Annotated in this window: 16 protein-coding genes; 6 read left to right on the top strand and 10 right to left on the bottom strand. The window is 65.3% G+C overall.

Going from position 1 to position 15,153, the window contains the following annotated elements; translation table 11 throughout:
* Window positions 1–3: 3 nt before the first annotated feature.
* The 4 genes from metG to VRZ08_RS01320 form a co-directional block, all read right to left on the bottom strand.
* Window positions 4–1,548 (bottom strand): methionine--tRNA ligase, encoded by a 1,545-nt coding sequence (gene metG, locus VRZ08_RS01335; protein WP_414531338.1) that lies wholly within the window; start codon window positions 1,546–1,548, stop codon window positions 4–6.
* An 80-nt stretch (window positions 1,549–1,628) separates the two neighbouring features.
* Window positions 1,629–2,684, bottom strand: coding sequence for a DNA polymerase III subunit delta' (locus VRZ08_RS01330; RefSeq protein ID WP_414531337.1), 1,056 nt, complete (start codon window positions 2,682–2,684; stop codon window positions 1,629–1,631).
* A complete protein-coding gene (gene tmk, locus VRZ08_RS01325) occupies window positions 2,681–3,373 on the bottom strand; it encodes a dTMP kinase (RefSeq protein ID WP_107355772.1) in 693 nt (230 codons plus the stop codon). Before tmk ends, VRZ08_RS01330 begins: the two co-directional genes overlap by 4 nt.
* A gap of 2 nt (window positions 3,374–3,375) precedes the next feature.
* Window positions 3,376–4,617 (bottom strand): D-alanyl-D-alanine carboxypeptidase family protein, encoded by a 1,242-nt coding sequence (locus VRZ08_RS01320; protein WP_414531336.1) that lies wholly within the window; start codon window positions 4,615–4,617, stop codon window positions 3,376–3,378.
* Between the two features lie 142 nt (window positions 4,618–4,759).
* Here VRZ08_RS01320 and VRZ08_RS01315 point away from each other — a divergent pair, with 142 nt between their 5' ends.
* Window positions 4,760–5,707: an alpha/beta fold hydrolase gene (locus VRZ08_RS01315; protein ID WP_414531335.1), complete on the top strand. Its 948-nt coding sequence runs from the start codon at window positions 4,760–4,762 to the stop codon at window positions 5,705–5,707.
* Between the two features lie 28 nt (window positions 5,708–5,735).
* On the opposite strand, the gene VRZ08_RS01310 is transcribed toward VRZ08_RS01315, so the two are convergent.
* Window positions 5,736–6,683: a septal ring lytic transglycosylase RlpA family protein gene (locus VRZ08_RS01310; protein WP_107355775.1), complete on the bottom strand. Its 948-nt coding sequence runs from the start codon at window positions 6,681–6,683 to the stop codon at window positions 5,736–5,738.
* Between the two features lie 256 nt (window positions 6,684–6,939).
* On the opposite strand from VRZ08_RS01310, the gene VRZ08_RS01305 reads away from it, so the two are divergent.
* Entirely contained in the window at window positions 6,940–8,091 is a 1,152-nt protein-coding gene (locus VRZ08_RS01305; RefSeq protein ID WP_107344694.1) for an AI-2E family transporter, read from the top strand.
* Here the strand turns inward: VRZ08_RS01305 and VRZ08_RS01300 are convergent.
* From VRZ08_RS01300 to VRZ08_RS01280, 5 genes are all read right to left on the bottom strand, one after another.
* On the bottom strand, window positions 8,075–8,377 hold the full coding sequence (locus VRZ08_RS01300; protein ID WP_011158321.1) for an antibiotic biosynthesis monooxygenase family protein: 303 nt from the start codon (window positions 8,375–8,377) through the stop codon (window positions 8,075–8,077). The genes VRZ08_RS01305 and VRZ08_RS01300 overlap by 17 nt on opposite strands.
* Window positions 8,378–8,455: 78 nt before the next feature.
* Entirely contained in the window at window positions 8,456–9,691 is a 1,236-nt protein-coding gene (locus tag VRZ08_RS01295; RefSeq protein WP_414531334.1) for a GGDEF domain-containing protein, read from the bottom strand.
* Window positions 9,692–9,968: 277 nt separating this feature from the next.
* Window positions 9,969–10,451, bottom strand: coding sequence for a 30S ribosomal protein S9 (gene rpsI, locus VRZ08_RS01290; protein WP_107344691.1), 483 nt, complete (start codon window positions 10,449–10,451; stop codon window positions 9,969–9,971).
* 1 nt (window position 10,452) lies between these two features.
* Window positions 10,453–10,917, bottom strand: a complete 465-nt coding sequence (rplM, locus tag VRZ08_RS01285; RefSeq protein ID WP_011158318.1) for a 50S ribosomal protein L13 — start codon at window positions 10,915–10,917, stop codon at window positions 10,453–10,455.
* A gap of 155 nt (window positions 10,918–11,072) precedes the next feature.
* Window positions 11,073–11,501 carry a PaaI family thioesterase gene (locus VRZ08_RS01280; protein WP_107344690.1) on the bottom strand — a complete coding sequence of 143 codons (429 nt, stop codon included), beginning with the start codon at window positions 11,499–11,501 and terminating at the stop codon, window positions 11,073–11,075.
* Window positions 11,502–11,591: 90 nt separating this feature from the next.
* Between VRZ08_RS01280 and VRZ08_RS01275 the strand changes: the two genes are divergently transcribed.
* The 4 genes from VRZ08_RS01275 to VRZ08_RS01260 all read left to right on the top strand — a co-directional run bounded on the left by VRZ08_RS01275 (window position 11,592) and on the right by VRZ08_RS01260 (window position 15,105).
* Window positions 11,592–12,419, top strand: coding sequence for an enoyl-CoA hydratase (locus VRZ08_RS01275; RefSeq protein ID WP_414531333.1), 828 nt, complete (start codon window positions 11,592–11,594; stop codon window positions 12,417–12,419).
* 113 nt (window positions 12,420–12,532) lie between these two features.
* Entirely contained in the window at window positions 12,533–13,117 is a 585-nt protein-coding gene (locus VRZ08_RS01270; protein WP_414531332.1) for a CoA-binding protein, read from the top strand.
* A gap of 93 nt (window positions 13,118–13,210) precedes the next feature.
* Window positions 13,211–14,491 carry an O-acetylhomoserine aminocarboxypropyltransferase gene (locus VRZ08_RS01265; RefSeq protein ID WP_414531331.1) on the top strand — a complete coding sequence of 427 codons (1,281 nt, stop codon included), beginning with the start codon at window positions 13,211–13,213 and terminating at the stop codon, window positions 14,489–14,491.
* A gap of 38 nt (window positions 14,492–14,529) precedes the next feature.
* Window positions 14,530–15,105, top strand: a complete 576-nt coding sequence (locus VRZ08_RS01260) for a TMEM175 family protein (protein WP_346294686.1) — start codon at window positions 14,530–14,532, stop codon at window positions 15,103–15,105.
* Window positions 15,106–15,153 lie beyond the last annotated feature (48 nt).

Here is a 15,153-nt window from a genome sequence, read left to right as displayed (position 1 = left end):
GCGTCAGCTTGCCGCCGGCTCGACGTAGCGCGGGAAGATCGGCGCGGGGGCCGGCAGCGGCGTGCCCGGCACGATCCGGGTCGGCAGCGCCGCGAAGTCGCGCGAACCTTCCGCGACGCCGAGGATGTCGAGCAGCTTCGCCGCCGAGGTCGGGATCGCCGGCTGCGCCAGGATCGCGATCTGCCGCAGCACTTCGGCGGTGACGTACAGCACCGTCTTCTGCCGCGCCGGATCGGTCTTAGCGAGCGCCCACGGCGCTTCGCCGGCGAAGTAACGGTTGGCTTCCGCCACCACCGCCCACACCGCGTTCAGCGCCTGATGGATCTGCTGCGTCGCCATCGCGGTCCGGGCCTGCGCGATCATGGCGTCGGCCATCGCCAGGATGGCGCTGTCGGTTTCGCTGAACGCGCCGTGCTCCGGCACTTTGCCCTCGCACTGCTTGGCGATCATGGTGAGCGAACGCTGCGCCAGATTGCCGAGGTCGTTGGCGAGATCGGCGTTGATGCGGTTGACGATCGCCTCGTGATTGTAGCTGCCGTCAGAACCGAACGGCACCTCGCGCAAGAAGAAGTAGCGCACCTGATCGACGCCGTACTGGTCGGCGAGATTGAACGGGTCGACGATGTTGCCGACCGACTTCGACATCTTCTCGCCCTTGTTGAACAGAAAGCCGTGGGCGTAAACGCGCTTCTGGATCGGGATGCCTGCCGACATCAGGAACGCCGGCCAATACACCGCATGGAAGCGGATGATGTCCTTGCCGATGACGTGAACGTCGGCCGGCCAGTAATGCCAGTTCTTGTCGGATTCATCCGGGAAGCCGACGCCGGTGATGTAGTTGGTCAGCGCGTCGACCCAGACATACATCACGTGCTCGGGATCGCCTGGCACCTTGACGCCCCAGTCGAACGTGGTGCGCGACACCGACAGATCCTTCAGCCCGCCCTTAACGAAGCTCACCACCTCGTTGCGGCGCGCGTCGGGGCCGATGAAGTCCGGCTGCTCCTCGTAGAGCTTCAGCAGTCTGTCCTGATAGGCCGACAGTTTGAAGAAGTAGCTCTTCTCCTCGACCCACTCGACCGGTGTGCCCTGCGGGCCACGGCGAACGCCGTCCTCGCCGACGACGGTTTCATCCTCGGCGTAATAGGCTTCGTCCCGGACCGAGTACCAGCCGGAATAGCTGTCGAGATAGATGTCGCCGCTGGCCTGCATCCGCTTCCAGATTTCCTGGACGGACGCGTGATGCTGCTCCTCGGAGGTGCGGATGAAACGGTCGTAGGAGATGCCGAAGCGATCATCCATGTCGCGGAAGCGGCCGGCATTGCGGGTGGCAAGCTCAGCCGGCGTCATCCCCTCGCGCTGCGCGGTCTGGATCATCTTCAGACCGTGCTCGTCGGTGCCGGTCAGGAAGAACACGTCCTTGCCGTCGAGCCGCTGGAACCGGGCCAGCGCGTCGGTCGCGATCGCCTCATAGGCGTGGCCGATATGCGGCGCGCCGTTCGGATAGGAGATCGCCGTGGTGATGTAGAATGAATTTCGCTGCGCCATCTGCGCGGACGCCTTTCAAATCTGGATCGGTTGAGCGCGGCGGCGCTGACCATGCCGGGCGATCGATCGCCGGATCGGCGTCAGCGCACCGCCTCCGCGAGAAGCCCGAACACCGAAAATACCAGCGGTTTCCGCTCGAGATTGTAGGCTTCGGTGTCGCGTGCGGCGCGGCCGATCTTTTCCCATACCTCCGCCAGCCGTGCAAGGCGCGGCAGTTCCGCGTTCGGATCGGGCGTGCGCAGCCGCGCCGCGACCCAGCGGTCGACGCCATCGACAAACGCCTGCAGAGTCGCGCGATCGGTCCCGCCGATCGCATCGCCAAGCGCGTGCAGCGCGCGGGGATCGACATTCGGCAGGCTGTCGAGCAGCGCGGTCGTGGTCTGCTGCAGCGACAACGCGCCGCCGCCCATCAGCATCAGCGCGCGCGCGACGCTGCCTTCGGATGCCGCGGCCGCTTCGCCGAGCTGCGGATCATCGCGCTCGAGACCGGCCGCATCCGCCGCTGCGGCGATCACGTCAGCGGTCCCGAGCGGGCGCAGCATCAGCTTGCGGCATCGCGATTGGATCGTCGGCAGCACGCGCGCCGGCGCATTCGACAGCAGCAGGAACAGCGAGCGCTGCGGCGGCTCCTCGATCACCTTGAGCAGCGCGTTCGCCGAATTGGCATTCAGGTCGTCAACGGTGTCGACGATGCACACCCGCCAGCCGTCGATCGCCGCGGTGGCGCCGAAGAACGAAATCGTCTCGCGCGATTCATCGACAGTGATGACGTTGCGCAGCACGCCTTTGTCGTTGACCGAACGCTCCAGCGTCAGCAGCCCGCCATGGGCCTCGGCCGCGATATGGCGCGCCACCGGGTGATCGGGATCGATCGCCAACGAGGCTGCGCTCTGCACCGCGTCCGATTGCGGCTCGCGATGCGTCAGCACGAACCGCGCCATCCGGTACGCCAGCGTCGCCTTGCCGATTCCCTGTGCGCCGCCGATCAGCCAGGCATGGGCAATCCGCCCGCCGCGATAAGCGTCGAGCAGCGCCTGCTCAGCGGCGGCGTGACCGTACAGCTCCGTGGTCTCGCGCGGATGCCGGACGGTGTTTTCCGGCGCCGCTGCCTTCGAGGCGGCCTTGCGGGCACTCATGCCGATTTCGCCCCGCTGCGGGCTGGCTCCAGCAGACGTAGGCGTACCGCCTGCCAAATCCGGTCGGCGACCTCCTCCGGCTCGGCGTTGGCATCGATCAGCACGCAGCGCTCCGGCTCCTGCGCGGCGATCTGGCGAAATACCTCGCGCAGGCCACGGTGGAAATCGATCGCCTCGGACTCGAACCGGTCCGGCGTCTCGCTGCCGCGGCGCACCGCGGCGCGCGCCAGCCCGATCTCCACCGGAATATCGAGGATCACGGTGAGGTCCGGCTTCATGTCGCCGATCGTCACCTGCTGCAGCGCGTTGAGCAGATCCAGGCTGACGGCGCCGAGCTTGCCCTGATACGCCCGGGTTGAATCGTAGAAGCGGTCGCACAGCACCCATTCGCCGCGCGCCAGCGCCGGCTCGATCAGGGTGCGAACATGGTCGTCGCGGGCGGCGGCAAACAGCAGCGCCTCGGCATCGGCACCGCCGATCAGCTTGCCGATCCCGGCCAGCAGCGCGCTGCGGATCGCCTCCGCACCGGGCGAGCCGCCGGGTTCGCGGGTCACCAGCGTGCGCAGTCGAGCCTTCTCCAACCGCTTCGCCAGCAGCCTGATTTGGGTCGACTTGCCGGCGCCCTCGCCGCCTTCAAAGGTGATGAAGCGCCCGCGCAATGAACGATTTGTCGGCTTCTTTTGAACCATGGTCAGAGCTTTGCCATGCCGGCCCGCACCAGGCCGATCGCCAGCTCGCTGGCGCCGTCGAGCGCGCGCCGCATGGTTGAGCCGACCGGATCGGCCTCGGCCGCCTTCAGCGGCACCTCGACTGCCAGATTGGGGCCTCGCCACACCCGGACCATTCCGACCCGTTGCCCGGACTCGACCGGAGCCGGCACCGGCCCCTGATACACGATCCGGGCGATCAGCTTGTCGCTGCCGTTCTTGCGCACCATCACGCGGACCGGCTCGGCCGGCGTCAGCGGGACGTAGCGCTTCTCGCCGCCGAACACCCGCGCGTAACCGATCGTCGCGTCATTAGCGAACAGCGACCGCGACTCGAAATTGCGGAAGCCCCATTCCAGCAGCTTCTTGGCTTCGCTGGCACGGTCGTCGGCATCCTCGAGACCGTTCACCACCACGATCAGCCGCATCCCGTTCTGCACCGCCGAGCCGACCATGCCGTAGCCGCCCTCCTTGGTGTAGCCGGTCTTGAAGCCGTCGGCGCCCGGCATCGCGCTCAGCAGCGGATTACGATTGGTTTGGCGGATCTTGTTCCAGGTGAACTCCTTCTCACCGAACAGCGGGTAGTATTCGGGATAGGTCAGAATGATGTGGCGGGCGAGCTTCGCCAGTTCGCGCACGCTCATCTTGTTGTCGGGGTTCGGCAGCCCGGTGGAGTTGGCGAAGGTCGATTGCGTCAGCCCGATCTCGCGCGCCCGCTTGGTCATCTGCTCGACGAATGCCGCTTCGCTGCCGGCGATGCCCTCGGCCAGCACCATGCAGGAGTCGTTGCCGCTCTGAATGATCGCGCCGTGCAGCAGATTGTCGACCGAGATGATGCTGTGGATCTCGGCGAACATCGTCGAGCCGCCGGCCGGCGCGCCGCCGTTGCGCCACGCATTCTCGCTCACTCGGTATTCCTGAGTGAGCTGGAGTTCGCCGGCCTTCAGCAGATGAAACACGGTTTCGACCGTCATCAGCTTCATCATGCTGGACGGTGCGCGCAATTCGTCGGCGTTCTTCTCGAACAGCACACTGCCGCTTTCGGCATCGACCAGGATGGCGCTCGGCGCCTGAGCCTCGAAACCGGAATCGTCCTTCTTGGCGCCCTGCACGCTCTGATTGGCGGCGTTCACCGGCCCTGCCCCGATCGCCACGGCGATCAGGCCCGCCAACAGGCCGCGCCAAAGGGACGAGCGCGGAGAAAGCAGCGAAGTCAGGACGGCCATCGACGGGATTCCAGGGCAACGTTACGACCGCCGGCCGTGCAACCGGCGCGGCCGTTTTCGATTGTGGTGACGGACGATCAATCCTACCGTGAGCGCAAGCTCGCTTCCACACAAACTCAATAACAATCAGGGCGGATACACCATGGCTTCCACACGCACTGTCACCGTCAATGGCATCGAGCTGTTCCTGCGTGAACAGGGTGAAGGTCCGTTGGTGGTCCTGTGCCACGGCTGGCCGGAACTGTCGTATTCGTGGCGGCACCAGATCGGCGCGCTCGCGGACGCGGGCTATCACGCGGTGGCGCCGGACATGCGCGGCTTCGGCCGTTCCTCGGCTCCCCAAGCGGTCGAAGCCTACAGCATCTTCGATCTGGTGGGCGACATGGTGGCGTTGGTGGCCGAACTGGGCGAAACTCGCGCCGCGATCATCGGCCATGATTGGGGCGCACCGGTTGCCTGGCACGCGGCGCAGTTTAGGCCGGATCTGTTCGCGGCGGTCGCGGGCCTCAGCGTGCCGCCGCCGTGGCGCGGCAAGGGCCGGCCGCTGGACCTCTTGCGCGCCGCCGGCATCACCAATTTCTATTGGCAGTATTTCCAGAAACCTGGTGTCGCCGAGGCCGAGTTCGAACGCGATGTCGCGGGAACAATGCGGGGCATGCTGTGCGGCGGCTTCGCCGACCCGGCGCGCTCACTGTTCGTGCCGGAAGGCCGCGGCTTCGTCGGCCGGTCAGCCGCCACGTTGCCGCTGCCGAGCTGGCTGACCGAGGCAGAACTCGCCTTCTTCACCGAGAAATATAAAGAGAGCGGCTTCCGCGGTGGCCTCAACTGGTACCGCAATATCGATCGCAACTGGGAGCTGACCGCGCCCTGGCAAGGCGCTCAGATTCGCCAGCCCGCCGCGTTCATTGCCGGCAGCAACGACCCGGTGATTTCCGACAAGATGAGCGGCAAGCATCTCGCCGCGATCGAGCGGGTGCTCCCCAATCTGAAACAGAAGCTGATCATCGACGGCGCCGGACATTGGATCCAGCAGGAAAAGCCCGCCGAAGTGAATGCGGCGCTGATCGCGTTTCTGAAGGAGAACTACTGAGACGATTGGAGCGGCTGGATCTCGCCGCTCAATACAGGCCGCGGGCCGACAGCAGGTTGCCGATCTCGTCGTTGCGGCGGACCGGGGCGCTCGCTGGCTCTGCATCGGCTTCTTCGGAGCCGACGTTGTAGGAGACCGCGCGCGGGTTCGGTGCCAGCGCCTGCCGGTTCGAGCGGCTGCTGCGCGAGGCCGAGACTTCGGTGGTGGCGCCGACTGAGGCGACGTCCATCGAGGTGTTGCCGAGCGAGTATGGCCGCCCTTCCGGTAGCGGAATGTTGCCGTGGATGCGGCCGCCGCCACTGCTGGCGCTCGCGCTGCCGAAATCCGGCACGAAAGGCTTGGCCGACGCGATGCGGACGCCGGTGGGCGCCGGGGCCGGTTCGCCCTGACGCAGCGTCGCGATCAACTGCCGGTCGTCGGAGCCTTCGAGCGGTGCCCGGCCGACATATTCGACCCGCACCTTCGCGGTGCCTCTGTGTTTGAATTCAAGCAGTTCGGCGGCTTTGTTCGAAACGTCAATGAGCCGATTGCCGTGGTAGGGTCCGCGGTCGTTGATGCGCACGATCAGCGACCGGCCGTTGGCCATATTGGTCACCCGGGCGTAGCTCGGGATCGGCAGGGTCGGATGCGCCGCCGACAGCGACGCCATGTCGAACACTTCGCCGTTGGCCGTCAGCCGGCCATGGAAGTCATCGCCGTACCAGGAGGCCAAGCCTTCGGCACGGTAATGCGGATTCTCTTCAGGAACGTAGGTGCGGCCGGCAACGACGTAAGGCTTGCCGACCCGATAGGTGCCGCCGCCCTTCGGCACGGGCTCGCCAAAGGCGACCACGCGCGGGCTCGACGACACGCCGTATTTCGGATCAAGCCGGCTGAATTGGCCGTTCTGGGCACAATTGGCAAGGACAAGACAGGCACCCGCAGCGACCACGACACGCGCGGCACGGCCTTTGGAATCTCGCTCGCGAATCCCCATGAGTCCCCGAATACCATTCCCGCAGCCCGCGCCCAACTCGGCGCTTCCCCAGCCACGACCGATGCACGCCCATTCCGGCATCGGTTGGGACCATATCGCACAGCGAACACGGCGAAAATGGGACCAGTCAAACTTGATCGATTGATGGTTAAGGCTTTTTCGGTCCGCCAACGGCCCCGCCCAACGCTCTTCATCGCACGCTTGCCCCCGCACGCCGATTCGCGGAACACTGCGCCGCAGAGTGAAAGGACCGCCTGTGACCGCCCCCCTTCTCGATCGCACTCCGTCCCGCACAGATCTCGCTTGGGCGATCGCCCTCGGGGGCATTGCAACCGTGTCGTTCGCGGCGCTGCTCTATGCTTCGTGGCAGTTCGCCGGCACGTTATTCCTGATCTTTGCCGGCGTGCTGTTCGGCGTCTTCCTCAATGCGCTGACCGAGCTCACGGGTAAGCTGGTCGGCGGGCCACATGGCCTGCGGCTGGCGCTGATCTGCCTGGTGCTGACCAGCCTCACGATCGGCGTGGCATTTCTCGGCGGCAACACCATCAGCCAGCAGGCCAAGGCGCTGTCCGGCACGATCAAGACTCAGATCGTCAACGTGAAGGCGTTCCTTGAGCGCAATGGCGTCGACACCGGCTTCCTTGAGCTCAACACCACGCCGAGCGCAGCGCATCCCGAAACCACGACACCCGTTCAGCCACGCAACCTGCCGAGCGCCGGCGAGATCGCTTCCGGCGGCGGCGCGATCGTCAGCCAGACCCTGAAGCTGATCCTCGGTACCATCGGTGCCGTCGGCAACTTCTTCATCGTGATGTTTCTCGGGCTGGCCTTCGCGGCGCAGCCGTCGGTGTATCGCAACGGATTGGTGCGGATGGTGCCGCGGCGCTATCGGGCGCAAGCCGACGTCATCGTCACCGACACCGGCGAGATGTTGAAGCGCTGGCTGCTGGCACAGCTGATCACCATGATGGCGGTGTTCGCCGTGACCGCGACCGGTCTGTCGCTGATCGGCATTCCTGGAGCGTTCATCCTCGGCATCCAGGCCGGCCTGCTCGCCTTCATCCCGACCGTGGGCGCGATACTGGGCGGGCTGATCATCGTGCTCGCCGCGATCGGCTCCGGCTGGATCGCCGTGGTCAGCGCCTTCGTGCTGTTCCTCGGAGTCCACGCGCTTGAAAGCTACATCCTGACGCCGTTGATCCAGCGTCAGGCGATCGACATCCCGCCGGCCACGCTGTTCGCGATGCAGATCCTGCTCGGCATCGTGTTCGGGCTGTGGGGGCTGGCGCTGGCGTTGCCGCTGATGGCCATCGGCCGGGTCGTGCTCGACCATCTGCGCGGCGAGGAACCGGCCGAGCTGATCGCTCCGGCCGGCGCCGCACCGCTGGCGATTACGCCTGAGACGTAAGCACTGTCTCGGTATGCTCGACATCCGGCGGCGCGGCGAAGAAGCCGCCGACCAGGCCGCGCCACTCGGTGAAGTTCTCCGAGCCGCGGAAGTCCACGGTGTGGTTCTCCAGCGTCTGCCACTTCACCATCAGGCGGTAGCGCTGCGGCTTCTCGATCGACTTGTGCAGCTCGAAGCCGCAGAACCCTTTGGAGCGGCCGAACGCCTCGCGCGCCTTGGCGACCGCGGCTTCGAAGTCGGCCTCGCTGCCGGGTTTGACGTCGATCTGTGCGATTTCGGTGATCATGCGCGTTCGCCTCGTCCGTGATGGGACGAGCGTCTTATCGCACCGGGCGACGCAATTGAAGCGGTCGGAAGCGGCGGCTTAGGCCACCGCCTGCCCGACCTCGCCGCCTCTTGCGACAACCTGATGCTCGCGTGCCTGCGCAGCCTTGCGCCGGCTCTCCTCGAGCGATACCGGCTGCTCCACGGTCGCGACCACGCGGTTTCGGCCGCCGCGCTTGGCTTGATAAAGCGCGGTGTCGGCCGCGGCGAGCAGCACCTCGAGTTCGACACCGGCCGGCCCGCCGGCGACGCCGATCGACACCGTGGTCGCCACCGGCGCATCGTCGACCTCGATACCGCAATTCTGGAACGCCTCGCGGACGCGGTCGGCCGCGGTGACCGCCTCGTCGATCGGGCACGGCAGCAGCGCGGCGAACTCCTCGCCGCCGATCCGGCCCGACAGATCCGAAATCCGTAGCGAATTGGTAACGATGGCAGCAAACAGCTTCAGCACTTCGTCGCCGGCCGGGTGACCGAACCGGTCGTTGATCGACTTGAAGTGGTCGATGTCGAAGATCAGCGCCGACACCGGCCGGCCGGCTATCGCTTCGCGCTCGATCATCCGGGCGCACGCTTCGGAGAAGCCGCGACGGTTGAGCATGCCGGTCAGCGGGTCCAGCGCCGCGGCGGTCTTGTGCAAGCTGACCGAACGCTCGGATACCAGCATAAAGATCACGAACACGGTGCCGATCGCGTACAGCACCAGTTCAACCGCAAACAGCACCACCCAGACGTTGCCGGCAAAGCCGGAATGCGGCGACGGCCACAGATCAGCCAGCACGATCGGCAGCATCAGTACGGCGCCATGCAGCAGCGGCACCACCATCGTCGGCCAGCGCCGATGCATCGCTTTGCGACGTTCGGCGGCGAGCTGGCTGGCGGTCAGACCGGCATAGGCGGCGACGATCGCGGCGCCGATCGTCATCCGCAGCGCGTCCTGTTCGGGCGGTAGGCTGGTGACGGCGGCAAGCCAGGCAAGCGCGCCGAGGAACAGCCCCGGCCAGTTCGGCTTCAGGCCATGGAACACCCGGGCCGCGTTCCACATCATGCCGCAGGCGATAAAGCCGAGGCTGGCCATCGCCAGCGTGATCACCTCGCCGAACACCGGCGTGAGGATGGTCCACAGCGCCACCGTGATGGCTCCGAGCAGGTAGGCGTTTCCCCACCAGTTCAGGGCGATGATTTTCTCCTGGCGGCCGAAATAGTGCAGCATCACACCGAGCATCGCGCAGATCAGAGTCGCAACAAGGAACAGTGTCGAGATATCGAGCGACATGATGGGTACTCGGTGATGGCTTCCGGTGATGGCATTTCAACACCGCGGGCGCGGCGCTGATCCCCTCATGCAGGCGATTTGACTCCGGGTGAATTGAAATCGCGTTTGTTCGACAGGTCCGATTTGTCCGATAACTCGCTGGAAATTGCCGACAATTTGCGTGCAAAGCCGCGGTCGCCGGTAAGCTTGGCCCCGGCCGCTTGCACCATTCCAAACGGCAATAAAAAAGGGCGCCCCGCGGGGCGCCCTTTGGATCGACCGATGAGACCGGGAAAGATTAGCGCTTCGAGAACTGGAAGGAGCGGCGGGCCTTGGCCTTGCCGTACTTCTTACGCTCGACGACGCGGCTGTCGCGGGTCAGGAAGCCGCCCTTCTTCAGCACGCTGCGCAGCTCCGGTTCGAAATTGGTGAGCGCCTTGGAGATGCCGTGACGAACCGCACCGGCCTGGCCGGACAGACCGCCGCCAGCGACGGTGCAGATCACGTCGTACTGGCCGGCACGGGCCGCGGCGACCAGCGGCTGCTGGATCATCATGCGCAGCACCGGACGGGCGAAGTAGGTTTCGACCTCACGGCTGTTGACGGTGATCTTGCCGGCGCCCGGCTTGATCCAGACGCGAGCGACCGCGTCCTTGCGCTTGCCGGTGGCGTAGGCGCGACCGAACTTGTCGACCTTCTTGGTGTAGGTCGGCGCGTCCGCGGCAGCGACGGTGGTCTTCAGCGCGGCGAGCTGGTCGAGAGACTGCATGGTCTCGGACATCTTATGCGGCCCTCATGTTCTTGCGGTTCATCGCACCGATGTCGAGCTTCTCGGGCTGCTGAGCTTCGTGCGGGTGTTCGGCGCCGGGATAGACGCGCAGGTTGCCCATCTGGACACGGCCGAGCGGACCGCGCGGGATCATGCGCTCGATCGCCTTCTCAACCACGCGCTCCGGGAAACGACCTTCGAGGATCGCCTTCGCAGAGCGCTCCTTGATGCCGCCGATGAAGCCGGTGTGATGGTAGTAAACCTTGTTGTCGCGCTTGCGACCGGTCAGCACCACCTTCGAGGCGTTGATGATGATGACATTGTCGCCGCAGTCGACGTGCGGGGTGTAGGTCGGGAGGTGCTTGCCGCGCAGGCGCATCGCGACCAGCGTGGCGAGCCGGCCGACCACGAGACCGGTGGCGTCAATAATGACCCACTTCTTCGTGACTTCGGCGGGCTTGGCCGAAAACGTCTTCATGAGAATGATCCATGACAGGGGGAATTCGGTGCACGAAGCACCGGACTGCGGGCGCTTGTAGAGAAGCACCGCTTGCGCGTCAATCCCTCTGGGTCTGAATTTCGCCTGTCAAACCAGATGGTTACAAATACGGTGCAATAATACCTTCTAAAACATCAAGCGACTGGAATGGAATAGGTCGACGTCACATGGGCGATCGGATCCGGCGAGGTGCCGGACAGCAGCGTCACCTCCCCGACCGCCAGCCGCCGGCCGAGCTTCAACAGCTTGGCGACCGCCACGACGTCCTGGCCGGGCTGGCCCTTCCGCAGGAAGTTGATGTTGAGATTGGTGGTGACGGCGAGCGCGACGGGACCGATCGCCGACAGCAGCACAACGTACATGGCGAAATCCGCCAAGGCCATCAGGGTCGGCCCCGAAACGGTGCCGCCGGGGCGCAGCATCCGGTCGCTGTAGCGCTGCCGTAACAGAGATGTGCGACCATCGGCGGTCTCGATCGAAATGTCACCGTGGCTGAACGCCTGCGGGAACTCGCGCTGCAGAAATTCTTCGAGTTCAGCTACGCCCATCCTCGCATGTGTCATGTCGTTCCCGCCCCTGCTCTCGCTTCGTTCGGCTTGTTACAATAAGGTGACGCTCGTTCCCAGCGCTTCATTTTGTTCCCGGACATCGCCATGACCGTGTTGCCTGCTTTCGCTGCGACCCAGCCTTCACCGATTCTGTTGCGCGAGACCGTCGATGGCGGTGTTGCAGTGCTGACGTTGAACCGACCGGCGGCGCGCAACAGCCTGTCGCTGGAGATGATCGACGATCTGCACGCGGCGCTGGATCTGATCGGCCGCGATGACGGCGTGCGTGTCGTGGTGATCGCCGCCAATGGACCCGCGTTCTGCGCCGGCCACGACCTCAAGGAGCTGACCGCGCATCGCAACGACGCCGATCGCGGGCGCGCCAGCTTCACCCGGATCATGACCGCCTGCAGCGCGATGATGCAGGCGATCGTCAAGCTGCCCAAGCCGGTGATCGCGGCGGTGCAAGGCGTCGCCACCGCGGCGGGCTGTCAGTTGGTCGCGAGCTGCGATCTCGCGATCGCGTCCGAGCAGGCGACCTTCGCGACGCCCGGCGTCGATATCGGACTGTTCTGCTCCACCCCGATGGTGGCGCTGTCCCGCAACGTGCCGCGCAAGAACGCGATGCACATGTTGCTGACCGGCGAACCGGTCGGCGCCGACGAAGCGCGCCAGATCGGCCTGATCAATCGCGTGGTGCCGCACGGCAACGAGCGCGCCGCGGCCGTGGCGCTCGCGGAGCAGATCGCCGGCAAGTCGGCCCATACCATCAAGATCGGCAAGGAAGCGTTCTACCGCCAGGCCGAGCTCAACCTCGCCGACGCCTATCACTACGCCTCGCAGGTGATGGCCGAGAACATGATGGCCGCCGACGCCGAAGAAGGCATTTGCGCCTTCCTGGAAAAGCGCCCGCCGGAATGGAAGGATCGTTGATTAGCTCTTTCGACCATGCCCCGTCATTGCGAGCGAAGCGAAGCAATCCAGGGCCAAGCACCGGAAGCTGGATTGCTTCGTCGCTTCGCTCCTCGCAATGACGGACTTGTAAGATGAACCACGACAGCTACCCCGACAGCTACATCCGCGCGATCCTGAATGGTGTGAAGACAATTGCGATGGTCGGGGCATCGCCGCTCAACGTGCGGCCGAGCTACTTCGTGTTCAAATATCTCACCGAGCGCGGCTACGACGTCATTCCGATCAATCCCGGACAGGTCGGCAAGAGCCTGCTCGGCAAGCCGTTCGTGGCGTCGCTGAAGGAGATCGACCGGCCGCTCGATATGGTCGACGTGTTTCGCGGCTCCGCGCATGTGATGCCGGTCGTCGACGAGGTGCTGTCGCTGTCGCCGCTGCCGAAAGTGATCTGGATGCAGATTGGGGTGCGCAACGACGAAGCCGCCGCAAAGGCCGAGGCTGCCGGCCTCAAGGTGGTGATGGATCGCTGCCCGAAGATCGAATACGGCCGGTTGTCGTCGGAGATTTCCTGGATGGGGGTGAATTCGCGCACCCTCAGCGCTAAGCGCGCGCCGATTCCGGTCAAGGGAATGCGGCTGTCGCTCGATCGTCAGAGTGTCGCCGGCGCCAATACCGCCGCGTCCGACCGCGCCGTGAAGAGCCGCAACGAGGCGGGCTGAACGCCGCAGCGCGGCTGCCCCGCCCGCGCTTGACCTGATCCGGGGTTCCGATCAGATAGCTCAACCATCAGCCAGAGTACGGAGGGATCGACCATGACCGAACGCAACCCGGGATTCGCGACGCTCGCGGTCCATGCCGGCGCCCAGCCCGATCCCACCACCGGTGCGCGCGCGACGCCGATCTATCAGACCACGTCTTACGTGTTCAACGATGCCGACCACGCCGCCTCGCTGTTCGGCCTGCAGGCGTTCGGCAACATCTACACCCGCATCACCAACCCGACGACGTCGGTGCTCGAAGAGCGCGTCGCCGCGCTGGAAGGCGGCACCGCCGCACTCGCCACGGCGTCGGGCCACGCCGCGCAGCTCGTCGCGCTGCAGCAGTTGATGCAGCCCGGCGACGAATTTATCGCCGCGCGAAAACTCTATGGCGGGTCGATCAATCAGTTCACCCACGCCTTCAAGAGCTTCGGCTGGAACGTGGTGTGGGCCGATACCGACAATGTCGCCAGCTTCCAGCGTGCAGTGTCGCCGAAGACCAAGGCGATCTTCATCGAGTCGATCGCCAATCCGGGCGGCAGCATCACCGACATCGAGGCGGTTGCTGAAGTCGCGCGCAATGCCGGCGTGCCGCTGATCGTCGACAATACGCTGGCGACGCCCTATTTGATCCGCCCGATCGACCATGGCGCCGACATCGTGGTGCATTCGCTGACCAAATTCCTCGGCGGCCATGGCAACTCGCTCGGCGGCATCATCGTCGATGCCGGCACCTTCGACTGGTCGAAGGACGGCAAGTATCCGATGCTGAGCGAGCCACGTCCCGAATATCACGGCCTGAAGATCCAGGAGACGTTCGGCAATTTCTCGTTCGCGATCGCCTGCCGCGTGCTCGGCCTGCGCGATCTCGGCCCGGCGCTGTCGCCGTTCAACGCCTTCATGCTGCTGACCGGGATCGAGACGCTGCCGCTGCGCATGCAGAAGCACTGCGAAAACGCCAAGGCGATCGCCGAATTTCTCTCGACCCACAAGGCGGTCGATGAGGTCAACTACTCCGGCCTCGCCTCCAGCAAATACGCCGCCCTCGCCCGCAAATACGCGCCGAAGGGCGCCGGGGCGGTGTTCACCTTCAGCCTCAAGGGCGGCTATCAGGCCGGCGTCGATCTCGTCGCTAATCTGAAGCTGTTCTCGCATCTGGCCAATGTCGGCGACACCCGGTCGCTGATCATCCACCCGGCCTCGACCACCCACAGCCAGCTCGACGACGCCCAGAAGACCGCGGCTGGTGCCGCGCCCAACATGGTGCGGGTGTCGATCGGCATTGAGGACAAGGACGACCTGATCGCCGACCTCGACCAGGCACTCGGCGGCTGACCGGGAAACACTGGAGCAGCGTCGTCGAGGAGGCGGCGATGAGCAGCGGTCATTTCGAACTGCGGCGGCTGGAAGCGCTCAGCAACACCGTGTTCGGCGTCGCGATGACGCTGCTCGCCTACCAGGCGCCGCGCGAGAAGTTCGCCGGCGGCGATCCGCAGTGGCACGAGATCTGGCACGTCTACGGTGCCTTCGTCTCGACGCTGCTGCTCAGCTTCATCGTCGCCGGGATGTTTTGGTACAGCCACCAGCAGCGGCTGGCCTACGCCACACACGCCGGCCGCAGCGAGGTGATCGGCAATCTGTTCTTCCTGTTGTCGATCATCCTGCTGCCGGTGACCTGCGGCCTTTACGGCAACAACTACGACTCGCCCAACGTCACCACGCTGTACAGCTTCAACCTGTGGCTGATCGCGCTGTTCAACACCGCGCTCTGGGCACTTGCGGTCGCGCCGCGGGGCGACTGGCTGAAGCTGGCGACGCCGGCATTTTCGTTCGTACTGTTCACCTTTGCGACGTTGGTCTGTCTGGTCGAACCGCACTGGCCGAAATTCATCTGGCCGCTGGCGTTCCTGTCGCCCGCAATCAGCGCGTGGGCCGAGAAGCGGCGATAGCGACACTTGATGACGGCACTCGTTGCCGCGATCGAGGTCGCCGGGGGC

The organism is Rhodopseudomonas sp. G2_2311, from assembly GCF_047501505.1.
Taxonomy (GTDB): Bacteria; Pseudomonadota; Alphaproteobacteria; order Rhizobiales; family Xanthobacteraceae; genus Rhodopseudomonas; species Rhodopseudomonas palustris_H.
The sequence above is the reverse complement of the archived record's forward strand: the minus strand, read 5'-3'. Positions and strand labels throughout refer to the sequence as shown.

Coding starts and splice junctions, on each gene's coding strand:
- metG (WP_414531338.1), bottom strand. CDS start 1,548: ATGGCGCAGCGAAATTCATTCTACATCACCACGGCGATCTCCTATCCG.
- VRZ08_RS01330 (WP_414531337.1), bottom strand. CDS start 2,684: ATGAGTGCCCGCAAGGCCGCCTCGAAGGCAGCGGCGCCGGAAAACACC.
- tmk (WP_107355772.1), bottom strand. CDS start 3,373: ATGGTTCAAAAGAAGCCGACAAATCGTTCATTGCGCGGGCGCTTCATC.
- VRZ08_RS01320 (WP_414531336.1), bottom strand. CDS start 4,617: ATGGCCGTCCTGACTTCGCTGCTTTCTCCGCGCTCGTCCCTTTGGCGC.
- VRZ08_RS01315 (WP_414531335.1), top strand. CDS start 4,760: ATGGCTTCCACACGCACTGTCACCGTCAATGGCATCGAGCTGTTCCTG.
- VRZ08_RS01310 (WP_107355775.1), bottom strand. CDS start 6,683: ATGGGGATTCGCGAGCGAGATTCCAAAGGCCGTGCCGCGCGTGTCGTG.
- VRZ08_RS01300 (WP_011158321.1), bottom strand. CDS start 8,377: ATGATCACCGAAATCGCACAGATCGACGTCAAACCCGGCAGCGAGGCC.
- VRZ08_RS01295 (WP_414531334.1), bottom strand. CDS start 9,691: ATGTCGCTCGATATCTCGACACTGTTCCTTGTTGCGACTCTGATCTGC.
- rpsI (WP_107344691.1), bottom strand. CDS start 10,451: ATGTCCGAGACCATGCAGTCTCTCGACCAGCTCGCCGCGCTGAAGACC.
- rplM (WP_011158318.1), bottom strand. CDS start 10,917: ATGAAGACGTTTTCGGCCAAGCCCGCCGAAGTCACGAAGAAGTGGGTC.
- VRZ08_RS01280 (WP_107344690.1), bottom strand. CDS start 11,501: ATGACACATGCGAGGATGGGCGTAGCTGAACTCGAAGAATTTCTGCAG.
- VRZ08_RS01275 (WP_414531333.1), top strand. CDS start 11,592: ATGACCGTGTTGCCTGCTTTCGCTGCGACCCAGCCTTCACCGATTCTG.
- VRZ08_RS01270 (WP_414531332.1), top strand. CDS start 12,533: ATGAACCACGACAGCTACCCCGACAGCTACATCCGCGCGATCCTGAAT.
- VRZ08_RS01265 (WP_414531331.1), top strand. CDS start 13,211: ATGACCGAACGCAACCCGGGATTCGCGACGCTCGCGGTCCATGCCGGC.
- VRZ08_RS01260 (WP_346294686.1), top strand. CDS start 14,530: ATGAGCAGCGGTCATTTCGAACTGCGGCGGCTGGAAGCGCTCAGCAAC.